This is a genomic window from Conexibacter sp. CPCC 205762 (genome assembly GCF_030646155.1).
Lineage (GTDB): Bacteria > Actinomycetota > Thermoleophilia > Solirubrobacterales > Solirubrobacteraceae > Conexibacter.
The window spans coordinates 29269-44999 of the sequence record NZ_JAUTDN010000035.1 but is presented as its reverse complement, the minus strand read 5'-3'; the positions used below and the strand labels follow the sequence as shown (position 1 = coordinate 44999).

12 protein-coding genes are annotated in these 15731 nt (G+C 71.3%); 10 read left to right on the top strand and 2 right to left on the bottom strand.

What is annotated here, in order from left to right; genetic code table 11:
- Nucleotides 1-85 precede the first annotated feature (85 nt).
- Both Q7L73_RS21850 and Q7L73_RS21845 read left to right on the top strand, forming a co-directional pair.
- Nucleotides 86-2398, top strand: a complete 2313-nt coding sequence (locus tag Q7L73_RS21850; protein ID WP_304691546.1) for an ATP-dependent Clp protease ATP-binding subunit — start codon at nucleotides 86-88, stop codon at nucleotides 2396-2398.
- A 97-nt stretch (nucleotides 2399-2495) separates the two neighbouring features.
- On the top strand, nucleotides 2496-3554 hold the full coding sequence (locus tag Q7L73_RS21845) for an aldose 1-epimerase family protein (RefSeq protein WP_304691547.1): 1059 nt from the start codon (nucleotides 2496-2498) through the stop codon (nucleotides 3552-3554).
- Between the two features lie 19 nt (nucleotides 3555-3573).
- On the opposite strand, the gene phoU (Q7L73_RS21840) is transcribed toward Q7L73_RS21845, so the two are convergent.
- Both phoU (Q7L73_RS21840) and Q7L73_RS21835 read right to left on the bottom strand, forming a co-directional pair.
- Nucleotides 3574-4296 (bottom strand): phosphate signaling complex protein PhoU, encoded by a 723-nt coding sequence (phoU, locus tag Q7L73_RS21840; RefSeq protein WP_304691548.1) that lies wholly within the window; start codon nucleotides 4294-4296, stop codon nucleotides 3574-3576.
- Nucleotides 4296-4613, bottom strand: a complete 318-nt coding sequence (locus Q7L73_RS21835) for a helix-turn-helix domain-containing protein (protein ID WP_304691549.1) — start codon at nucleotides 4611-4613, stop codon at nucleotides 4296-4298. Before Q7L73_RS21835 ends, phoU (Q7L73_RS21840) begins: the two co-directional genes overlap by 1 nt.
- 274 nt (nucleotides 4614-4887) lie before the next feature.
- Here Q7L73_RS21835 and pstS point away from each other — a divergent pair, with 274 nt between their 5' ends.
- From pstS to Q7L73_RS21795, 8 genes are all read left to right on the top strand, one after another.
- Nucleotides 4888-6018: a phosphate ABC transporter substrate-binding protein PstS gene (gene pstS, locus Q7L73_RS21830; protein WP_304691550.1), complete on the top strand. Its 1131-nt coding sequence runs from the start codon at nucleotides 4888-4890 to the stop codon at nucleotides 6016-6018.
- An 87-nt stretch (nucleotides 6019-6105) separates the two neighbouring features.
- Nucleotides 6106-7029: a phosphate ABC transporter permease subunit PstC gene (gene pstC / locus Q7L73_RS21825; RefSeq protein WP_304691551.1), complete on the top strand. Its 924-nt coding sequence runs from the start codon at nucleotides 6106-6108 to the stop codon at nucleotides 7027-7029.
- The gene (pstA, locus tag Q7L73_RS21820) at nucleotides 7026-7898 is read left to right on the top strand and encodes a phosphate ABC transporter permease PstA (protein WP_304691552.1); all 873 of its coding nucleotides are present in this window, start codon (nucleotides 7026-7028) and stop codon (nucleotides 7896-7898) included. The genes pstC and pstA overlap by 4 nt, the downstream gene beginning before the upstream one ends.
- Before the next feature lie 128 nt (nucleotides 7899-8026).
- Nucleotides 8027-8785: a phosphate ABC transporter ATP-binding protein PstB gene (pstB, locus tag Q7L73_RS21815; protein ID WP_304691591.1), complete on the top strand. Its 759-nt coding sequence runs from the start codon at nucleotides 8027-8029 to the stop codon at nucleotides 8783-8785.
- Between the two features lie 9 nt (nucleotides 8786-8794).
- Entirely contained in the window at nucleotides 8795-9478 is a 684-nt protein-coding gene (gene phoU / locus Q7L73_RS21810) for a phosphate signaling complex protein PhoU (RefSeq protein ID WP_304691553.1), read from the top strand.
- A gap of 71 nt (nucleotides 9479-9549) precedes the next feature.
- Complete coding sequence (locus tag Q7L73_RS21805) at nucleotides 9550-10584, top strand: diguanylate cyclase (protein WP_304691554.1); 1035 nt, start codon at nucleotides 9550-9552, stop codon at nucleotides 10582-10584.
- A gap of 284 nt (nucleotides 10585-10868) precedes the next feature.
- A complete protein-coding gene (locus Q7L73_RS21800) occupies nucleotides 10869-12986 on the top strand; it encodes a hypothetical protein (RefSeq protein WP_304691555.1) in 2118 nt (705 codons plus the stop codon).
- Nucleotides 12987-12988: 2 nt separating this feature from the next.
- Nucleotides 12989-15649, top strand: a complete 2661-nt coding sequence (locus tag Q7L73_RS21795) for a hypothetical protein (RefSeq protein ID WP_304691556.1) — start codon at nucleotides 12989-12991, stop codon at nucleotides 15647-15649.
- Nucleotides 15650-15731: the final 82 nt, after the last annotated feature.

Here is a 15731-nt window from a genome sequence, read left to right as displayed (position 1 = left end):
TCGCTCACAGGTAGTTGCACATGCAAACACATCTGGTAATCTAAGTGCTCCCCACTGAGATCCTTCAGAGAGAGCTGAGATATCCATGGCGAACCACGAGCATTCCAGCACCGGCGGCGCGGACACCTGCGCCGTCTGCGGAAAGCGTCCGGGGACCGTTCCGGTCGCTTGGTCCGCGCAGGGTCAGCGCGTCGATGGCGCGCTCTGCGAGTCGTGCGCACGCACGCTGCTCGCGGGCCCGACGACGGCCGGCTCCGGCCGCGACCCGCGGCGCCCGAGCCCCTTCGGCGCCTTCCCGCCGCTCGACGGCGAGGGTCGCGTCGTGCGCGGCCAGCGCGGCATCCCGCAGGCCGGTCCGGCGTGGTCGCCGAACCAGCGCGGCGTGGCGACCGCCGCCCGCGGCGGCGGTGACGGCAACGACTTCGCCACCCCGACGCTCGACCAGTTCGGCCGCGACCTGACCGAGGACGCGCGCAACGGGCGCATCGACCCGGTGATCGGGCGCGACGACGAGATCGAGCAGACGATCGAGGTGCTGGCGCGGCGGCGCAAGAACAACGCCGTCCTGATCGGCGAGGCCGGCGTCGGCAAGACCGCGATCGCGGAGGGCCTGGCGCTGCGGATCGCGCAGAGCCAGGTGCCGGAGACGCTGCGCGACGTGCGCATCGTCGCCGTCGACCTCGGCGGCATGGTCGCCGGCGCGCAGTTCCGCGGCCAGTTCGAGCAGCGCCTGAAGACCGCGCTGCAGGAGGTCGTCGAGAGCGACGGCAAGGTCGTGCTGTTCATCGACGAGCTGCACACGATCGTCGGCGCGGGCGGGGCGGAGGGCGCGATGGACGCCGCCAACCTGCTGAAGCCGCTGCTGGCGCGCGGCGAGCTGCGCGTCGTCGGCGCCACGACGCTGGCCGAGTACCGCAAGATCGAGAAGGACGGCGCGCTCGCGCGGCGGTTCGCGGCGGTCCACGTCGAGGAGCCGACGGTCGCGGCGACGGTCGAGATCCTGCGCGGCCTGCGCTCCGCCTACGAGCAGCACCACGACGTCAAGATCAGCGACGAGGCGCTCGACGCCGCGGCGCGGCTGTCCGATCGCTACGTGACCGAGTACCACCTGCCCGACAAGGCGATCGACCTGGTCGACCAGGCGGCGGCGCGCGTCCACCTCTACGGCGAGCGCGGCGACACCGCCAAGCTGCAGCGCGAGCTGGATCACCTGCACGCCGAGAAGCAGGCCGCGGTCGACGCCGAGGCGTACGAGGACGCGTCCGAGCTGAAGGCGCGGATCGCGCGGCTGGAGCAGCAGCTGGAGGCGCTCGCGGGCGCCGACGGCGAGCCGCTGCCGGCCGGCGGCCTGGTCGTCACCGAGACCGACGTCGCGGCCGTGGTCGGCGCGCGCACCGGGATCCCGGTCGGCGAGCTGGTCGAGGGCGAGCTGGAGAAGCTGGCGCAGCTGGAGTCCGACCTGCACGACCGCGTGGTCGGCCAGGACGGTGCCGTCGAGGTCGTCGCCGACACGATCCGCCGCGCGCGGGTCGGCCTGTCGGAGGGCGATCGCCCGGTCGGCAGCTTCCTGTTCCTCGGCCCGACCGGCGTCGGCAAGACGGAGCTGGTCAAGGCGCTGGCCGAGCGGCTGTTCGGCGACGAGCGCTCGCTGGTCCGGATCGACATGTCCGAGTTCCGCGAGCCGCACACGGTCGCGCGGCTGATCGGCTCGCCGCCCGGCTACGTCGGCTACGGCGACGGCGGCCAGCTGACCGAGCCGGTGCGCCGCCGCCCGTACAGCGTCGTGCTGCTGGACGAGATCGAGAAGGCGCACCCCGAGGTCTGGAACGTGCTGCTGCAGCTGATGGACGACGGCCGTCTGACCGACGGCGAGGGCCGCACCGTCGACTTCACCAACACGATCCTGGTGATGACGTCGAACCTCGGCGCCGGCGGGGCGAAGAAGCGCGGCATCGGCTTCACCGCCGCGGAGGGCGGCGAGCTGAACCGCGAGGAGTCCGCCGAGCGGATGCTCGCGGCGGCGAAGGGCGCCTTCCTGCCGGAGTTCGTCAACCGCATCGACGAGCTGGTCGTCTTCGACGCGCTCAGCGCGGAGCAGATCGAGCGGATCGGCGAGCTGATCGTCGGCCGCGTCGAGGCCCGCCTGCAGGACGAGCGCGGGATCCGGCTCGACACCGACCCGCAGCTGATCGCGCGCCTGGCGCGCGAGGGCTTCGACGCCGAGTACGGCGCCCGCCCGCTCCAGCGCCACGTCCGCCGGACGCTGGAGAAGGAGCTGACGAAGGCGATCGTCGAGGGCCGCCTGAAGGAGGGCGACGAGGTCACCGCCAGCGACGCCGACGGCGAGATCGTGCTGACGATCGCCGCGCCGGCGGTCGCGGAGCCGGTCGCCGCGTAACGCACCGAAAAACGCCTCCCCGCTGACCGGCCCGGTCGCCTTCACGGCGGCCGGGCCGGTTCGCTTTCCGGGCTCCCGAGCTGGCACGATGCCGCGCATGAGAGTGCACGGTGAGGAGTGGGAGGCCGGCGCGCTGCGCCGGCACGTCGGGCGGCTGGAGCAGGTCGCCGGCGTGCGGCTGGTGACGCTCGGGGACGGCGCCGAGCGAGGCGTGCGGGTGCTGGAGTTCTGCACCGGCTCGGGCTTCGCCTTCGAGCTGCTGGTCGACCGCTGCATGGACGTCGGCCGCGCCGAGCTGCGCGGCCGCTCGCTCGCGTGGGAGTCGGCGACCGGCTGGGTCCGGCCCGACCGCTACGAGCCCGACGGCATCGGCTGGCTGCGCTCCTTCGGCGGCGGCCTGATGACGACCTGCGGCCTCGACCACATCGGCGACCCCGACGAGGGGCTCGGCCAGCACGGTCGCGCCTCCAGCCTGCCGGCGCGGCTGGTCGGCTACGGCACGCGCGCCGACGCCGACGGCGGGCTGACGCTGTGGGCCGAGGGGGAGGTGACGCAGACGGCCGTCTACGGCGAGCGGCTGACGCTGCGGCGGCGCGTCGAGGCGCGCGTCGGCGAGAGCCGCCTGCGGATCGACGACGTCGTCGTCAACGACGGCTTCGCGCCGGCCGAGCAGATGCTGCTCTACCACGTCAACGCCGGCTTCCCGCTGCTCGACGCCGGTGCCGAGCTGCTCGTGCCGGCGCGCCGCGTGCGGGCGCTGCTCGACCACCACGGCACGGACGGCTACACGACGATGCTCGCGCCCCAGCGCGGCTGGGAGGGCGAGGTCTACGGCCACGACAACGCCGCGGAGCCCGACGGCCGCGTGCCGGTCGCGCTCGTCAACCGCGCCCGCGGCTACGGCCTCTACGAGCTGTACCGGCGCGACCAGTTCCCGTACCACTGGACCTGGCGGATGCTCGGCGAGGGCATCTACGTGCTCGGGATGGAGCCGTCGACCAACCGCGTCGGGAGCCGCGCGCAGGCGCGCGAGCGGGGCGAGCTGACGCTTCTGCAGCCGGGCGAGGAGCGCGCCTTCGAGCTGGAGCTGGGCGCGCTCGACGGCACCGCCGAGATCGACGCCTTCGCCGCCCGCGTCGCGGCGCTGACGAGCTGAGGCGGCTCCGCCGGCGCGGCTAGATCGCGTCGGCGGCGTCGCTCGGCGACGGGTGCGAGGAGTCGCGGAACTCCTCGAAGTTGCCCGTCAGCATGAAGGCGAGCTGCTCGCCGACGTCGATCGCCTGGTCGCCGATCCGCTCGATCGCGCGCGCGGCGAGGATCATGTGCATCGCCCATTCGCGCGTCTCGGTGTCGATGCCGCTCTTCCAGGCGAAGTGGAAGACGCGCCGGTTCAGCTCGTTGACGTCGCGATCCTCCAGCAGCAGGTCGCGCGCCATCGCGAGGTCGCGCGTGGCGAACGCCTTCCTCGCCTGCTCGACCTCGGCGGCCACGAGCCTTCCCATCACGCCCAGCTCCTCGAGCAGGATCACGTGGACCGGCGGGTGGTAGCCGTCGAGCGGCACGAGCTTGGCGACGTTGACGCACTGGTCGCCCATCCGCTCGAGCGTGCGGCCGACGTGGAACAGCGCCATCGCGCGCCGCAGGTCGGTCGCGACCGGCGCGCGCAGCGCCAGCAGCTCGAGGATGTTCGCGTGCATCTCCGCGTAGAGGCGGTCGATCTCGTCGTCGCCGTGGACGACGGCGCGGGCGAGCGCGATGTCCTGGTGCTCGATCGCGTCGGTGACCGAGACGAGCTGGTCGCGCGCGAGGTCCAGGCCGTACAGCGCGAGCGACTCGACGTGGTCGAGCTGCTCGGTGAAGCGGTCTCCGCTGGTGCGGCTGCGCGCGACCTCGGCCATCAGACCCTCAGCTCGGCATCCGCGAGCGGGGTGGCGACGGCGGCGTCGCTGTCGGGGTCGCCGTCCTCGGCGAGCGCGTGCTGCTGCGGTGAGAAGCGATAGCCGAGACGGTAGTGGGTGTGGATGAAGGTCCACTCCGGCAGGGCGTTGTCGAGCTTGGCGCGCAGCTTGCGGACGTAGACGTCGACCGCGCGGTCGGCCGGATCCATCTCGTGTCTCCAGCACTGCTCGTACAGCCAGGTGCGGGCGAGCACCTCGTCGGGCCGGCGCATCAGCTCGACCAGCAGCTCGAACTCACGCGGTGTGAGCGGAATCACAGAGCCATGTGCGCGTGCTGTGTAGCCAGCGGGGAATACACGCAGTGGTCCCGCTCTCAGCTCCTCCTCCTTGTGCCCGCGTGCCATGCGGAAAGGATGGGCTGCGACCGTTGCCAGCTTGTTACGAATCTGTGTATCGGACGAAAAGCGCTGTGCCCTGACTTGTTACCAAGCGGTTCACAATGTTTAAACAGTCCGACTACGGCGCGATAACAGGATGCAGTCCATCCCCTGTGACGCTGCGATTCACCGTCGCACGGAGAAAGGACTGACATTGAGGTACTCGAAGCTTCTCGCCGCGACCGCGGCCGGCGCACTTGCGATCGGCTTTGCGGCGTGTGGCAGTGATGACGACAACAGCAGCAGCACGTCGGACAGCAGCAGCACCGGCGGCGACGCCACCGCGTCGCTCTCCGGCACGCTGAACGGCGCGGGCGCCACCTTCCCGCAGCCGGTCTACTCCGAGTGGGCCAACAGATTCAGAGAGCAGTTCGGCGTGACGGTGAACTACCAGGGCATCGGCTCTGGCGGCGGCATCGCCCAGTTCACCGAGGGCACGATCGACTGGGGCGCCACCGACGCCGCGCTCGACGACGAGGAGCTGGCCGCGGCGCAGAGAAAGGGCGAGCCGGTTCACATCCCGACCGTCCTCGGCGCCGTCACCGTCTCCTACAACGTCGACGGCGTCGACAGAGGCCTGAGACTCGACGGTGCCACCACCGCCGACATCTTCCTCGGCAGAATCAAGAAGTGGAACGACCCGGCGATCGCCAGACTGAACGACGGCGTCGACCTGCCTGACACCGACATCACCGTCTGCCACCGCTCGGACGAGTCCGGCACGACGAAGAACTTCACGCTCTTCCTGAGCGACTACTCCGAGGCGTGGAGAAACGGCCCCGGCTCGGACAAGAGCGTCCAGTGGCCGACCGGCACCGGCGCCAGAGGCAACGACGGCGTCGCGGGCTGCGTCAAGCAGACGCAGGGCGCGATCGGCTACGTCGAGCAGGCCTACGCGCTGCAGAACGACTTCGCGACGGCCGCCGTCCAGAACAAGGCCGGCAACTTCGTCGAGCCGAGCCTCGAGGCCACGTCGGCCGCGGGCGAGGGCGTCACGCCGCCGGCGGACCTCCGCTTCGCGACGATCGACGCCGACGGCGACCAGACCTACCCGATCGCCGCCGTCACCTTCATGCTCGCCTGGCAGGACGCCTGCAGAGCGGGCCTGAGCAGAGAGACGGCGACCAACGTCAAGGCGTGGCTGAACTACGCCCTCGGCGAGGGTCAGTCGGTCGCTCCGGACCTGGCGTACGCGCCGCTGCCGGACGCGATCAAGGCGAGAGCGCAGGCGAGAGTCGACGCGCTGCAGTGCAACGGTTCTCCGATCGAGGTCCCCGCGGGCTGATCTGAGATGGGAGCCGGAACTATCCAAGCCGCCGGAGATCGCCGCAGAGAGCTGGAAGGCTCTCCGGCGGCCCGGCTTCCCGACCGCTTGCTGCGATGGGGACTGACGGCCCTGTCGGTCGGGGTCATCGTCCTCATCGCCTTCTTCTTCATCCGACTGATCGTCGAGTCGGAGCCGGTCTTCTCCGAGGAGGGGATCTTCAACTACCTCTTCTCGGCCGACTGGGTTCCGTCGAGACAGCTGTACGGCGCGGTGCCGCTGATCGTCGGCACGCTGATCACCTCGGCGATCGCGCTGCTGATAGGCGTGCCGGTCGCGGTCGCGACCGCGCTCTACGTCACCGAGCTGGCGCCCAAGCGCATCAGACAGCCGCTGACCGTCCTGGTCGAGCTGCTGGCCGCGGTGCCGTCGGTCGTCTACGGCCTGTGGGGCTTCTTCTTCCTGATCCCGAAGCTGCTGCCGGCCGAGAGATGGTTCGCCGACACCTTCTCGTTCATCCCCTTCATCGGGGGCAGCGTCACCGGTCCCAACTACTTCATCGCCGGCCTGATCCTCGCGATCATGATCCTGCCGATCGTCTCGGCGATCTCGCGCGAGGTGATGTCGACGGTGCCGCGTGAGCACAAGGAGGCGGCGCTCGCGCTCGGCGCGACGCGCTGGGAGATGATCCGCATGGCGGTCATCCCGTACTCCCGCGCCGGCATCGCCGGCGGCGCGATGCTCGGCCTCGGCCGCGCGATCGGCGAGACGATCGCCGTCACGCTCGTGATCGGCAACGCACCGTCGATCGGTGATTCGATCTTCCAGCAGGGGTACACCTTGGCTGCTGTGATCGCCAACGAGTTCGGCGAGGCCGCATCCGATCCGCTCCACCGCGCGGCGCTGATCGCCGCCGGCCTGGTGCTGTTCGTGCTGACGCTGCTCGTCAACGGGCTCGCGCGCACGTTCGTCGTCCGTGCCGAGCGCGGGACGCGCGCGGCGAAGAAGCCGGCTGCGGGGATGGCGGGATGAGCTCCTTCAGCATCGAGTCCGTCAACCCGCGTCGCCGCCGCACCGACAAGGTCGCGCGCGGCGTCGTGCTGGCGCTGACGCTGATCGCGATCGTGCCGCTCGTGCTGGTCGTCTACTACCTGCTCAAGCAGGGCCTCGGCGCGATCAGCTGGAGCTTCTTCACGACCGACCCGACGGGCTCGTTCCTGGGCGACCCGGGCGGCGTCAAGAGCGCCATCATCGGCACCGTGATGATGGTCGGGCTCGCGACGATCTTCGCCGTCCCGATCGGCGTCGGCGTCGCGATCTGGCTGGTCGAGTTCGGCAGAGAGAGCAAGCTCGCCCACGCCGTCCGCTACTTCATCGACGTGATGACGGGCGTGCCGTCGATCGTCTTCGGCCTGTTCGTCTACATCACGCTCGTCACGAGCGGCTTCGGCGGCACCTCGTTCGCCGGCTGGAAGGGCTCGGTCGCACTGGCCCTGCTGATGCTGCCGGTCGTGACGCGCTCGGCCGAGGTCGTGCTGCTGCTCGTGCCGAACACGCTGCGCGAGGCCTCCTACGCGCTCGGCGCGCCGCGCTGGCGCACCGTCCTGCGCGTCGTGCTGCCGGCCGCGCTGCCGGGCATGATCACGGGCATCCTGCTCGCGGTCGCCCGCGCCGCCGGCGAGACGGCGCCGCTGCTGTTCACCGCCGCGGTCGTCAACGACTCGACGTTCAACCTCGACGAGCGGATGAACTCGCTGCCGGCGTTGATCTTCCAGAACGTCGGCCAAGCGCAGGACCGCCTCGTCCAGATCGCCTGGGGCGCGGCCTTGACCCTCGTGGCGATGATCCTGATCCTGACCCTGCTTGCTCGCCTGATCCAGCGAAGGAGCCGACTGTCGTGAGCGATGACGTAACCCCCCGCACCCGCGAGGACCAGGTCTACAGAGATGACCCCCGCCTCGAGGTGTCCGGCTCGCCGCAGCACGTCGCGCCCGAGACGCCGAGAGTCGAGCAGCGCGAGCCGGGCAGGATAGTCCGCAAGGCGCCGCCGGTCGTGCTCGAGAGACTGAACGCCTGGTACGGCGGGATGCACTCGGTGAGAGACCTGACGCTGACGTTCGAGGCGAACAAGGCGACGGCGCTGATCGGCCCGTCGGGCTCCGGCAAGTCGACCGTCGTGCGCTGCATCAACCGCATGCACGAGGAGATCCCCGGCGCCCGCGCCGAGGGCCGCGTGACGCTCGACGAGGTCGACGTCTACGACGCGAAGGTCGACGTCGTCGCCGTGCGCCGCTCGATCGGCATGGTCTTCCAGAAGCCGAACCCGTTCCCGACGATGTCGATCTACGACAACGTCGGCGCGGGGCTGAAGCTGACGGCCCGCAAGGTCGAGCACGAGCAGGTCGAGAGAGCGCTGCGCGGCGCCGGTCTGTGGGAAGAGGTCAAGGACCGCCTCGACCAGCCCGGCATCGGCCTCTCCGGCGGCCAGCAGCAGCGCCTCTGCATCGCCCGTGCGCTCGCGGTCGAGCCCGACGTGCTGCTGATGGACGAGCCGGCGTCGGCGCTGGACCCGATCTCGACGCTGAAGATCGAGGAGCTGGTCGAGGAGCTGAAGCACTCGATCACGATCGTGATCGTGACGCACAACATGCAGCAGGCCGCGCGCGTCGCCGACTCGACCGCCTTCATGCTCAACGGCGAGCTGGTCGAGCACGGGCCGACGACGAAGATCTTCACCAACCCCGACGACACCCGCACGGAGGAGTACGTCACGGGCAAGTTCGGGTAGCTGGCTGTCGTGGCCACTTCACCGGAGACCCGCAGGCACTTCCACGAGGAGCTGACCGAGCTCGAGCACCAGGCGCTCGGCGGAGTCGACATCGTCACCGGTCAGCTCGGGCGCGTGCTGCAGGCGCTCGAGCACCAGGACGTCGAGCTCGCCGAGCTGGTGGTGGTCGAGGACGATCGCGTCGACGGCCGCTACCTCGAGGTCAACCAGGGGATCCTGTCGCTGCTCGCGCGGCAGGCCCCGGTGGCCGGCGACCTGCGCGTGATCGCGGCGCTGCTGCACGTGATCAAGCATGTCGAGCGGATCGGCGACCAGTGCGTGAACATCGCCAAGCTGATCCCGCTCGCCGGCTACGACGCGCCGATAGACGACGGGCTGTTGCGCAACGTCCTGCAGATGGGGCAGCTCGCCGACGCGCTCGTGCGCCAGAGCAAGGCGGCCTTCGCGGCGCGTGACGTCGAGCTGGCGCGCGACCTCGTGCGGCAGGACCAGAAGATCAACAGGCTGCAGCGCGAGGTCTTCCGGCTCGCGATCGAGATCGGCGACGATCCTGACACGCGCGAGTGGGCGACCCACATGATCCTCGTGGCGCGCGCGCTCGAGCGCGTCGGTGACAACGCGGTCGACATCGGCGAGCAGACGGCGTTCGTCGTGACAGGCCTCTTCCAGGAGTTTTCCGACGCCTCGGCGTAAGCGGTCAGAGCGGCGGCGCTGCGGCGGCTGACGGCTCAAGTCACACCGCCGCGCTGCCGAATCAATCCGAGATGGACCGATCTCGGGCGACTGCACGGGGGCAGCGGCCGAAGCCGCTCTCCGCCCGACTGCTGCGACGACTGAGCCACTGGCGCACCGGCCTCACGACCGAGGCCGGCTCGCTCGGCGTGCTCGTGATCGTGGCGGCGCTGTGCCTGCTGCTCGGCACGATCTTCCCGATCAGCGACAGCGCGCCGGTCGGGCTCGGACGCGTCTTCACGCCGATCGGCTTCGCGCTCGCCGTCGTCGTGCTGGCGGTCGGGCAGCGGCTGCCGCGCTGGGCGATCCACGGCTGCGTCGCGTTCGTCTATCTCGTCGCCTGCGGCCTGATCAGCCAGTCGGCGACCAACGGCGGGATCATGATGACCTCGTGGTCGCTGGCGTGGATGAGCGTCTACGTCGGGATCTTCTTCAGCCGCCGCGCGATCGTGCTGCACGTCTCGGCGATGACGCTGCTGCTGACGGCCGCGGTCGTCGTCGCGTCGGTCCCCGGCACGCTCGTCGAGCTGGCGATGATGACGGTGACGATGTGGACGGCGGCGATCGCGCTCGGCTCGCTGTCGGAGCGGCTGCGCACGCAGGCCGACGGCGATCACCTGACCGGCCTGCTCAACCGCCACGGCTTCGCGAAGGCGGCCAGCCGCGAGCTGGCGCTCGCCGACCGCACCGGCTATCCGCTCGCGCTCGCGCTCGTCGACCTCGACGGCTTCAAGGAGGTCAACGACGAGCACGGCCACGCCGCCGGCGACCGCCTGCTGCGCGATCTCGCGCAGGCGTGGGAGGGGGTCCTGCGGCCCGGCGACCTGCTCGCCCGCTACGGCGGCGACGAGTTCGTCGTGCTGTTCCCGGCGACCGCCGAGGAGGACGCGCGCGCGGCGCTGCAGCGGCTGCGCGAGGCGCACGACGCGCCCTGGTCGGCCGGCGTCGCGCAGTGGCGCAGGGGCGAGTCGCTGGAGGCGTGCGTGGCGCGCGCCGACGGGCAGCTGTACGCCGTCAAGGCAGCGCGCGGCGGGCGCCGCGGAGCGGTTCCGTCCGCGGCCGGCTGAACGCCACCGTTCACACCTGAAACCGGGCGCGCGACGACTGGGAAACCAGGCGATCGTCAACGTCCTTGCGCGGGCGAGACAACTGTGTTTATTGTGTGCTCCTATAGGGCTTTCCGGGCCCGTGCGCGTGGTCGCGCATGGTGGCGGGCGCGGGAAGGCGAGTCGTTCGCAGGAGAGAGGATGGGTCCCCCAATGAAGCTGGCCTTCGGCCGCTGCGCTGCCGCGTGCGCGCACGGCCTTCGACGCTGCCTGCCCAGCCCCGGGCAGTCGCGGCCGGTGCGCAGATGAGGCGCGCCTTCGCAGGGCTGCTGACCGCCGGCGCGGTCGCCGCGAGCGTCGGCGCGCTCGCGCCGTCCGCCGGCGCCGCCGGCAACGCGCTCGAGCTGGCCTCGCCGCTGCGCTCGGAGGGCTTCAACGTCGTCGGCGCCGGCTGGCCCGACGGCAATCACGCCGCCTTCAAGCAGGGCCTGATCGACGCCAACGCCCGCTACGGGGCGCGCAACGCCGACGGCAGCTGGAGCTACGGCACGCTGGAGCCGGTCGAGGCGACGACCAACGCCAACCTGCTCGACGCCGCCGACGACTTCTCGACGAAGATCGTCTACGAGGCGCAGATGTTCCTCAGAGCGGGCGAGCCCGAGACGCTGTGGGTGCAGAACCCCGACGGCTCCAAGAGCACGATCGCCGAATGGGAGCTGGCCGATCCGTTCGCGCCGGCGGCGGACCAGAGAACGGCCAGATACAGCGGCCGCTCGGCCGACGGCCGCACGCTCTACGTCAACGCCTCGACCGGCCTGCTCGACGCGCCGGACAGCAGCGACCACCTCTACCGCTGGCACGACGGCGAGCTGTCGCCGGTCGAGCTGGGCGACACGCGCCCCGACGAGTTCGCGTGCAAGAACGCCGTCATCGGCGGCAGCTACAACCCGTACGTCTCGCAGGGCCAGGAAGGGGTCAGCGACGACGGCGAGACGATCGTCGCGGCGCTGCCGTACTGCTTCGACAGCAACAGCGTCGAGCATCCGCCCGAGCTGTACGCCTGGAACGCCGACGGCGACGCCGTGCTGCTGAACAGACCGTACGCGGGCGCGCCGGCAGCCGGCGCCGAGTTCCGCGGCCTCAGCGCCGACGGCGGCACGGTCTTCTTCACCAGCGCCGGCAAGCTGACCGCCGACGACGACAACGGCTTCCTCGACCTGTTCGCGGTCGACACGACGACCGGCGCGGTCACGCGCCTCTCCGGCGGCAGCGCCGACAGAAGCGGCATCGGCTCGACGATCGTCGCGGCCGGCGGCGGCGCCGTCTGGTTCGCCTCGCCGCGGCCGGTCGACGGCCAGGGCACGAGCGGCAGAGGCAACCTCTTCCGCTGGACGCCGCAGGGCGGCGCGAAGCTGCTGCTGCAGACGCCCAGCCCGAACGACCTCAACTTCCAGACGAGCTTCATCTCGGGCGCCTCCGAGCTGTCCTACGACGGCACGGCGATGGCGCTGGTCAGCACCGCCGACCTGACGCCCGACGCGTCCGGCTCGCAGAAGATCTACCGCATCGACGCGAGCGGCGCGATCGACTGCGTCTCCTGCCGGCCGGACGGCAGAGCGGTCGGCGGGGGCACGCGCCTGACGCCGCCGCCGGCCTCCAACGGCGTCTACTACGGCGTCCCGTCGATCTCCGCCGACGGCTCGAAGATCGTCTTCGAGACCAGCGACGCGCTCGTCCCGCAGGACCAGAACGGCAGATTCGACGCGTACCTGTGGCAGGGCGGCGAGAGCACGCTGCTGTCGACCGGCACGCAGCCGGCCGACGCCAACGCCGCCGGCATCAGCCTCGACGGCGGCACCGCGTACTTCAGCTCGTTCGGCGCGCTGCTGCCGAACACGCGCGACACCTTCTCGAAGCTGTACGCCGTCCGCCTCGGCGCGACGCCGCCGCCGCAGGGCCCGGCGCCGTGCGCCGACGACGCCTGCCAGGGCCCGGGAACGCCCGTGCCGGTGACGCCGAACCCGGCGAGCGAGTCGTTCGAGGGCTCCGGCAACGTGATCCCGGCGCTCGTGCGGTCGTTCGCGCCCACGTGGCCCGGCAAGAGCGCGCTCGGCGCGCTCGCCCGCAGAGGCACGCTCGTGCTGACCGTGACCGGCAGCGACGCCGGCACGGTCGGCGCGACCGTCCAGGCCCGCATCGGCGGCGCCTGGGTGCAGGTCGGCTCGGCCTCGAAGACGATGGCGAAGGGCCGCGTCAAGCTGACGCTGAAGCTGTCCAGAAAGGCCCGCAAGCAGCTGGCCGCCGGCCGCTCGCTGCGGATCCGCGTGACGGTGCGCGCCGCGCGCGTCGCCGGCCAGCGCAGCGCGACGTTCACGCTGAGAGGGACGCGCACGGCGAAGGCCGAGCGCGTGGTGAGGAGATGACGATGAAGCGTTGGATGCGAGCGCTGCTCGCGGCGAGCTGTCTCGCGCTGCCGGCAACGGCCGTCGTGACGAGCAGCGCGAGCGCCGCGTTCGGGATCGAGCCCGGCAGCTTCAGAGTGACGACGTCGGTCGACAACGCCGGCGGTCACCCGGACGTCATGACCTACTTCGGCATCAACAGCCACGAGGTCCCGAGCGAGCTCGACCCGTCGGTGACGATCCCGAACGCGGACGGGGCGACGAAGGACATCGTCGTCGACATGCCGCCCGGCATCATCGGCAACCCGCAGGCGGCGCCGAAGTGCGCGCCGACGGACTTCCCGAACTGCCCGCTGGCGACCCAGGTCGGCGTCGCGGAGCTGAGAACCGACCTGATCCCGCTCGTGGTCGCGCCGGTCTTCAACATCGAGCCGGCCGAGGGCAAGGTCGCCCAGTTCGGCTTCTCGGTGCTCGGCCTGATCACCGTCAACGTCAATGCCAGCATCCGCACCGGCAGCGACTACGGCCTCACGATGACGATCCCGGACACGCCGTCGCTGGCGCCGCTGGTCAGCTCCAGACTGACCTTCTGGGGCGTCCCGGCCGACCCCTCGCACGACGCCGAGCGCGGCCAGACCTGCTTCGACTTCTTCGGCTGGAGCTGCACGGACCCCGGCGGTCACGCGAGCACGTCGAAGCCGCAGCCGTTCATGACCAACGCGTTCGTCTGCGGTCCGCAGCAGCCGGCCGAGCTGCGGCTCAACTCGTGGCAGGCGAAGACCGTCTGGCAGCAGGCGACGACGACGCTGAGAGACGTCACCGACTGCGACGAGGCGGCGTTCGACGCGAGCGTGTCGGCACAGCCGACGACGACCCGCGCCGGCGCGCCGACCGGGCTCGCCGTCGACATCGACATCCCGCAGACCAGCTCCGGCTCGATCCCCGGCACGCCGCCGCTGCGCAAGGCGGTCGTGGCGCTCCCGCAGGGGATGGTCGTCTCGCCGTCGGGCGCCGGCGGCCTCGGCGCCTGCAGCGACGCGCAGGTCGGCGTCGGCGCGGCGACGCCGGACAGCTGCCCGCAGGCGTCGGTGATCGGCAGAGCGCAGATCGTCAGCCCGCTGATGGACGTGCCGCTGAACGGCACGATCGTGCTCGGGCAGCCGACGCCGAACCAGCTGCTGCGTCTGTGGCTGCTGGTCGACGGCGGCGCGATCCGCCTCAAGCTGCCCGGCGTGATCGACGCCGATCCGGTCAGCGGCCGCCTCGTGGCGACCTTCGACGACCAGCCGACGCTCGTCTCCAGCCGCATCTCGCTGCGCTTCAAGGACGGCGACCGCGCCGTGCTGTCGAACCCGGCCAGCTGCGGCGTCGCGACGACGACCGCGACGCTGAACGGCTACGCCGGCGCGCCCGTGACGAGCTCGTCGTCGTACACGGTCAGCGCCGACGGCAACGGCGCGCCGTGTCCGGCGGCCGGCTTCGCGCCGGGCCTGTCGGCCGGCACGACGTCGGCGAAGGCCGGCGCCGCGACGGCCTTCACGCTGTCGTTCACGCGCAACGACGGCGACCGCTCGCTCGGCGGCATCGACGTCACGCTGCCGCGCGGCGTGATGCCGAGGATCGGCACCGTGCCGCTCTGCGCCGAGGCGCTCGCCGCCACTGGCGGCTGCGGAGAGGAGACGCGGATCGGCAGCGCCCAGGTGCTCGCCGGCCCCGGCAGCCAGCCGTTCGGCCTGCCCGGCCGCGTCTACGTCGGCGGCCCCTACAAGGGCGCGCCGTACAGCCTCGCGATCGTCGTCCCGGCGATCGCCGGCCCGCTCGACCTCGGCACCGTGGTCGTGCGCGCCGCGGTCTTCGTCGACCTGCACACGGCGGCGCTGCGGATCGTCTCCGATCCGCTGCCGACGATCCTGAAGGGGATCCCGCTGCAGTTGCGCAAGGTCAACGTGACGATCGACCGCAGCGGCTTCATGGTCAACCCGACCAACTGCTCCGCGCAGACGGTCGGCGCGACGATCGCCTCGGCCGACGGCGCCGCGGCGGCCCGCGGCAGCCGCTTTCAGGTCGGCGACTGCGCGGCGCTGCCGTTCGCGCCGACGCTGACGGTGAAGGTCGGCGGCAAGGGCCAGGTCGGCGCGCGCAAGGCGACCTCGCTGGTCGCGACGCTGACGCAGAAGCCCGGCCAGTCGGCCGCGCGCAGCGTCCGCCTCGACCTGCCGAGATCGCTCAACGCGCGGCTGTCGGTCGTCAACAGAGCCTGCAAGCAGGCCGAGTACGACGCCGCCGGCAGATGCGGCGCGGCCGCGAAGATCGGCAGCGGCAGCGCGGTCACCTCGCTGCTGAGAGCGCCGCTGAAGGGCGACGCCTACTTCGTCAAGAACCCGGCCCGCTCGCTGCCCGACATCGTCGTGCAGCTGCGCGGGGAGGTCACGATCGACCTGATCGGCAGAGTCAGAATCACCGGCACGAGGCTGACGACGACGTTCGACCAGATCCCCGACGTGCCGCTGTCGAAGTTCGTCCTGTCGCTGCCGGCGGCCAACTCGCCGGTGACGGTCACCAGCGGCCTCTGCAGAGCGGCCAGCCGGACGCAGACGGCGACGCAGACGATGAGCGGTCAGAACGGCAAGCGCGTCGTGCGCACGCCGAAGCTGACGATCGCCGGCTGCGCGAAGCGGAAGTAGCGCGCTGAGGTCAGCGCGTCGCGGCTCGCGGCGCGCTGACCCACAGGCTCGATCGGGCTTGCTACATTAGGGCGACCTACTT

Excerpts from the sequence above, each read along its gene's own strand:
- Q7L73_RS21850 (WP_304691546.1), top strand. The coding sequence starts at position 86 with ATGGCGAACCACGAGCATTCCAGCACCGGCGGCGCGGACACCTGCGCC.
- Q7L73_RS21845 (WP_304691547.1), top strand. The coding sequence starts at position 2,496 with ATGAGAGTGCACGGTGAGGAGTGGGAGGCCGGCGCGCTGCGCCGGCAC.
- phoU (WP_304691548.1), bottom strand. The coding sequence starts at position 4,296 with ATGGCCGAGGTCGCGCGCAGCCGCACCAGCGGAGACCGCTTCACCGAG.
- pstA (WP_304691552.1), top strand. The coding sequence starts at position 7,026 with ATGAGCTCCTTCAGCATCGAGTCCGTCAACCCGCGTCGCCGCCGCACC.
- Q7L73_RS21805 (WP_304691554.1), top strand. The coding sequence starts at position 9,550 with ATGGACCGATCTCGGGCGACTGCACGGGGGCAGCGGCCGAAGCCGCTC.
- Q7L73_RS21800 (WP_304691555.1), top strand. The coding sequence starts at position 10,869 with ATGAGGCGCGCCTTCGCAGGGCTGCTGACCGCCGGCGCGGTCGCCGCG.
- Q7L73_RS21795 (WP_304691556.1), top strand. The coding sequence starts at position 12,989 with ATGAAGCGTTGGATGCGAGCGCTGCTCGCGGCGAGCTGTCTCGCGCTG.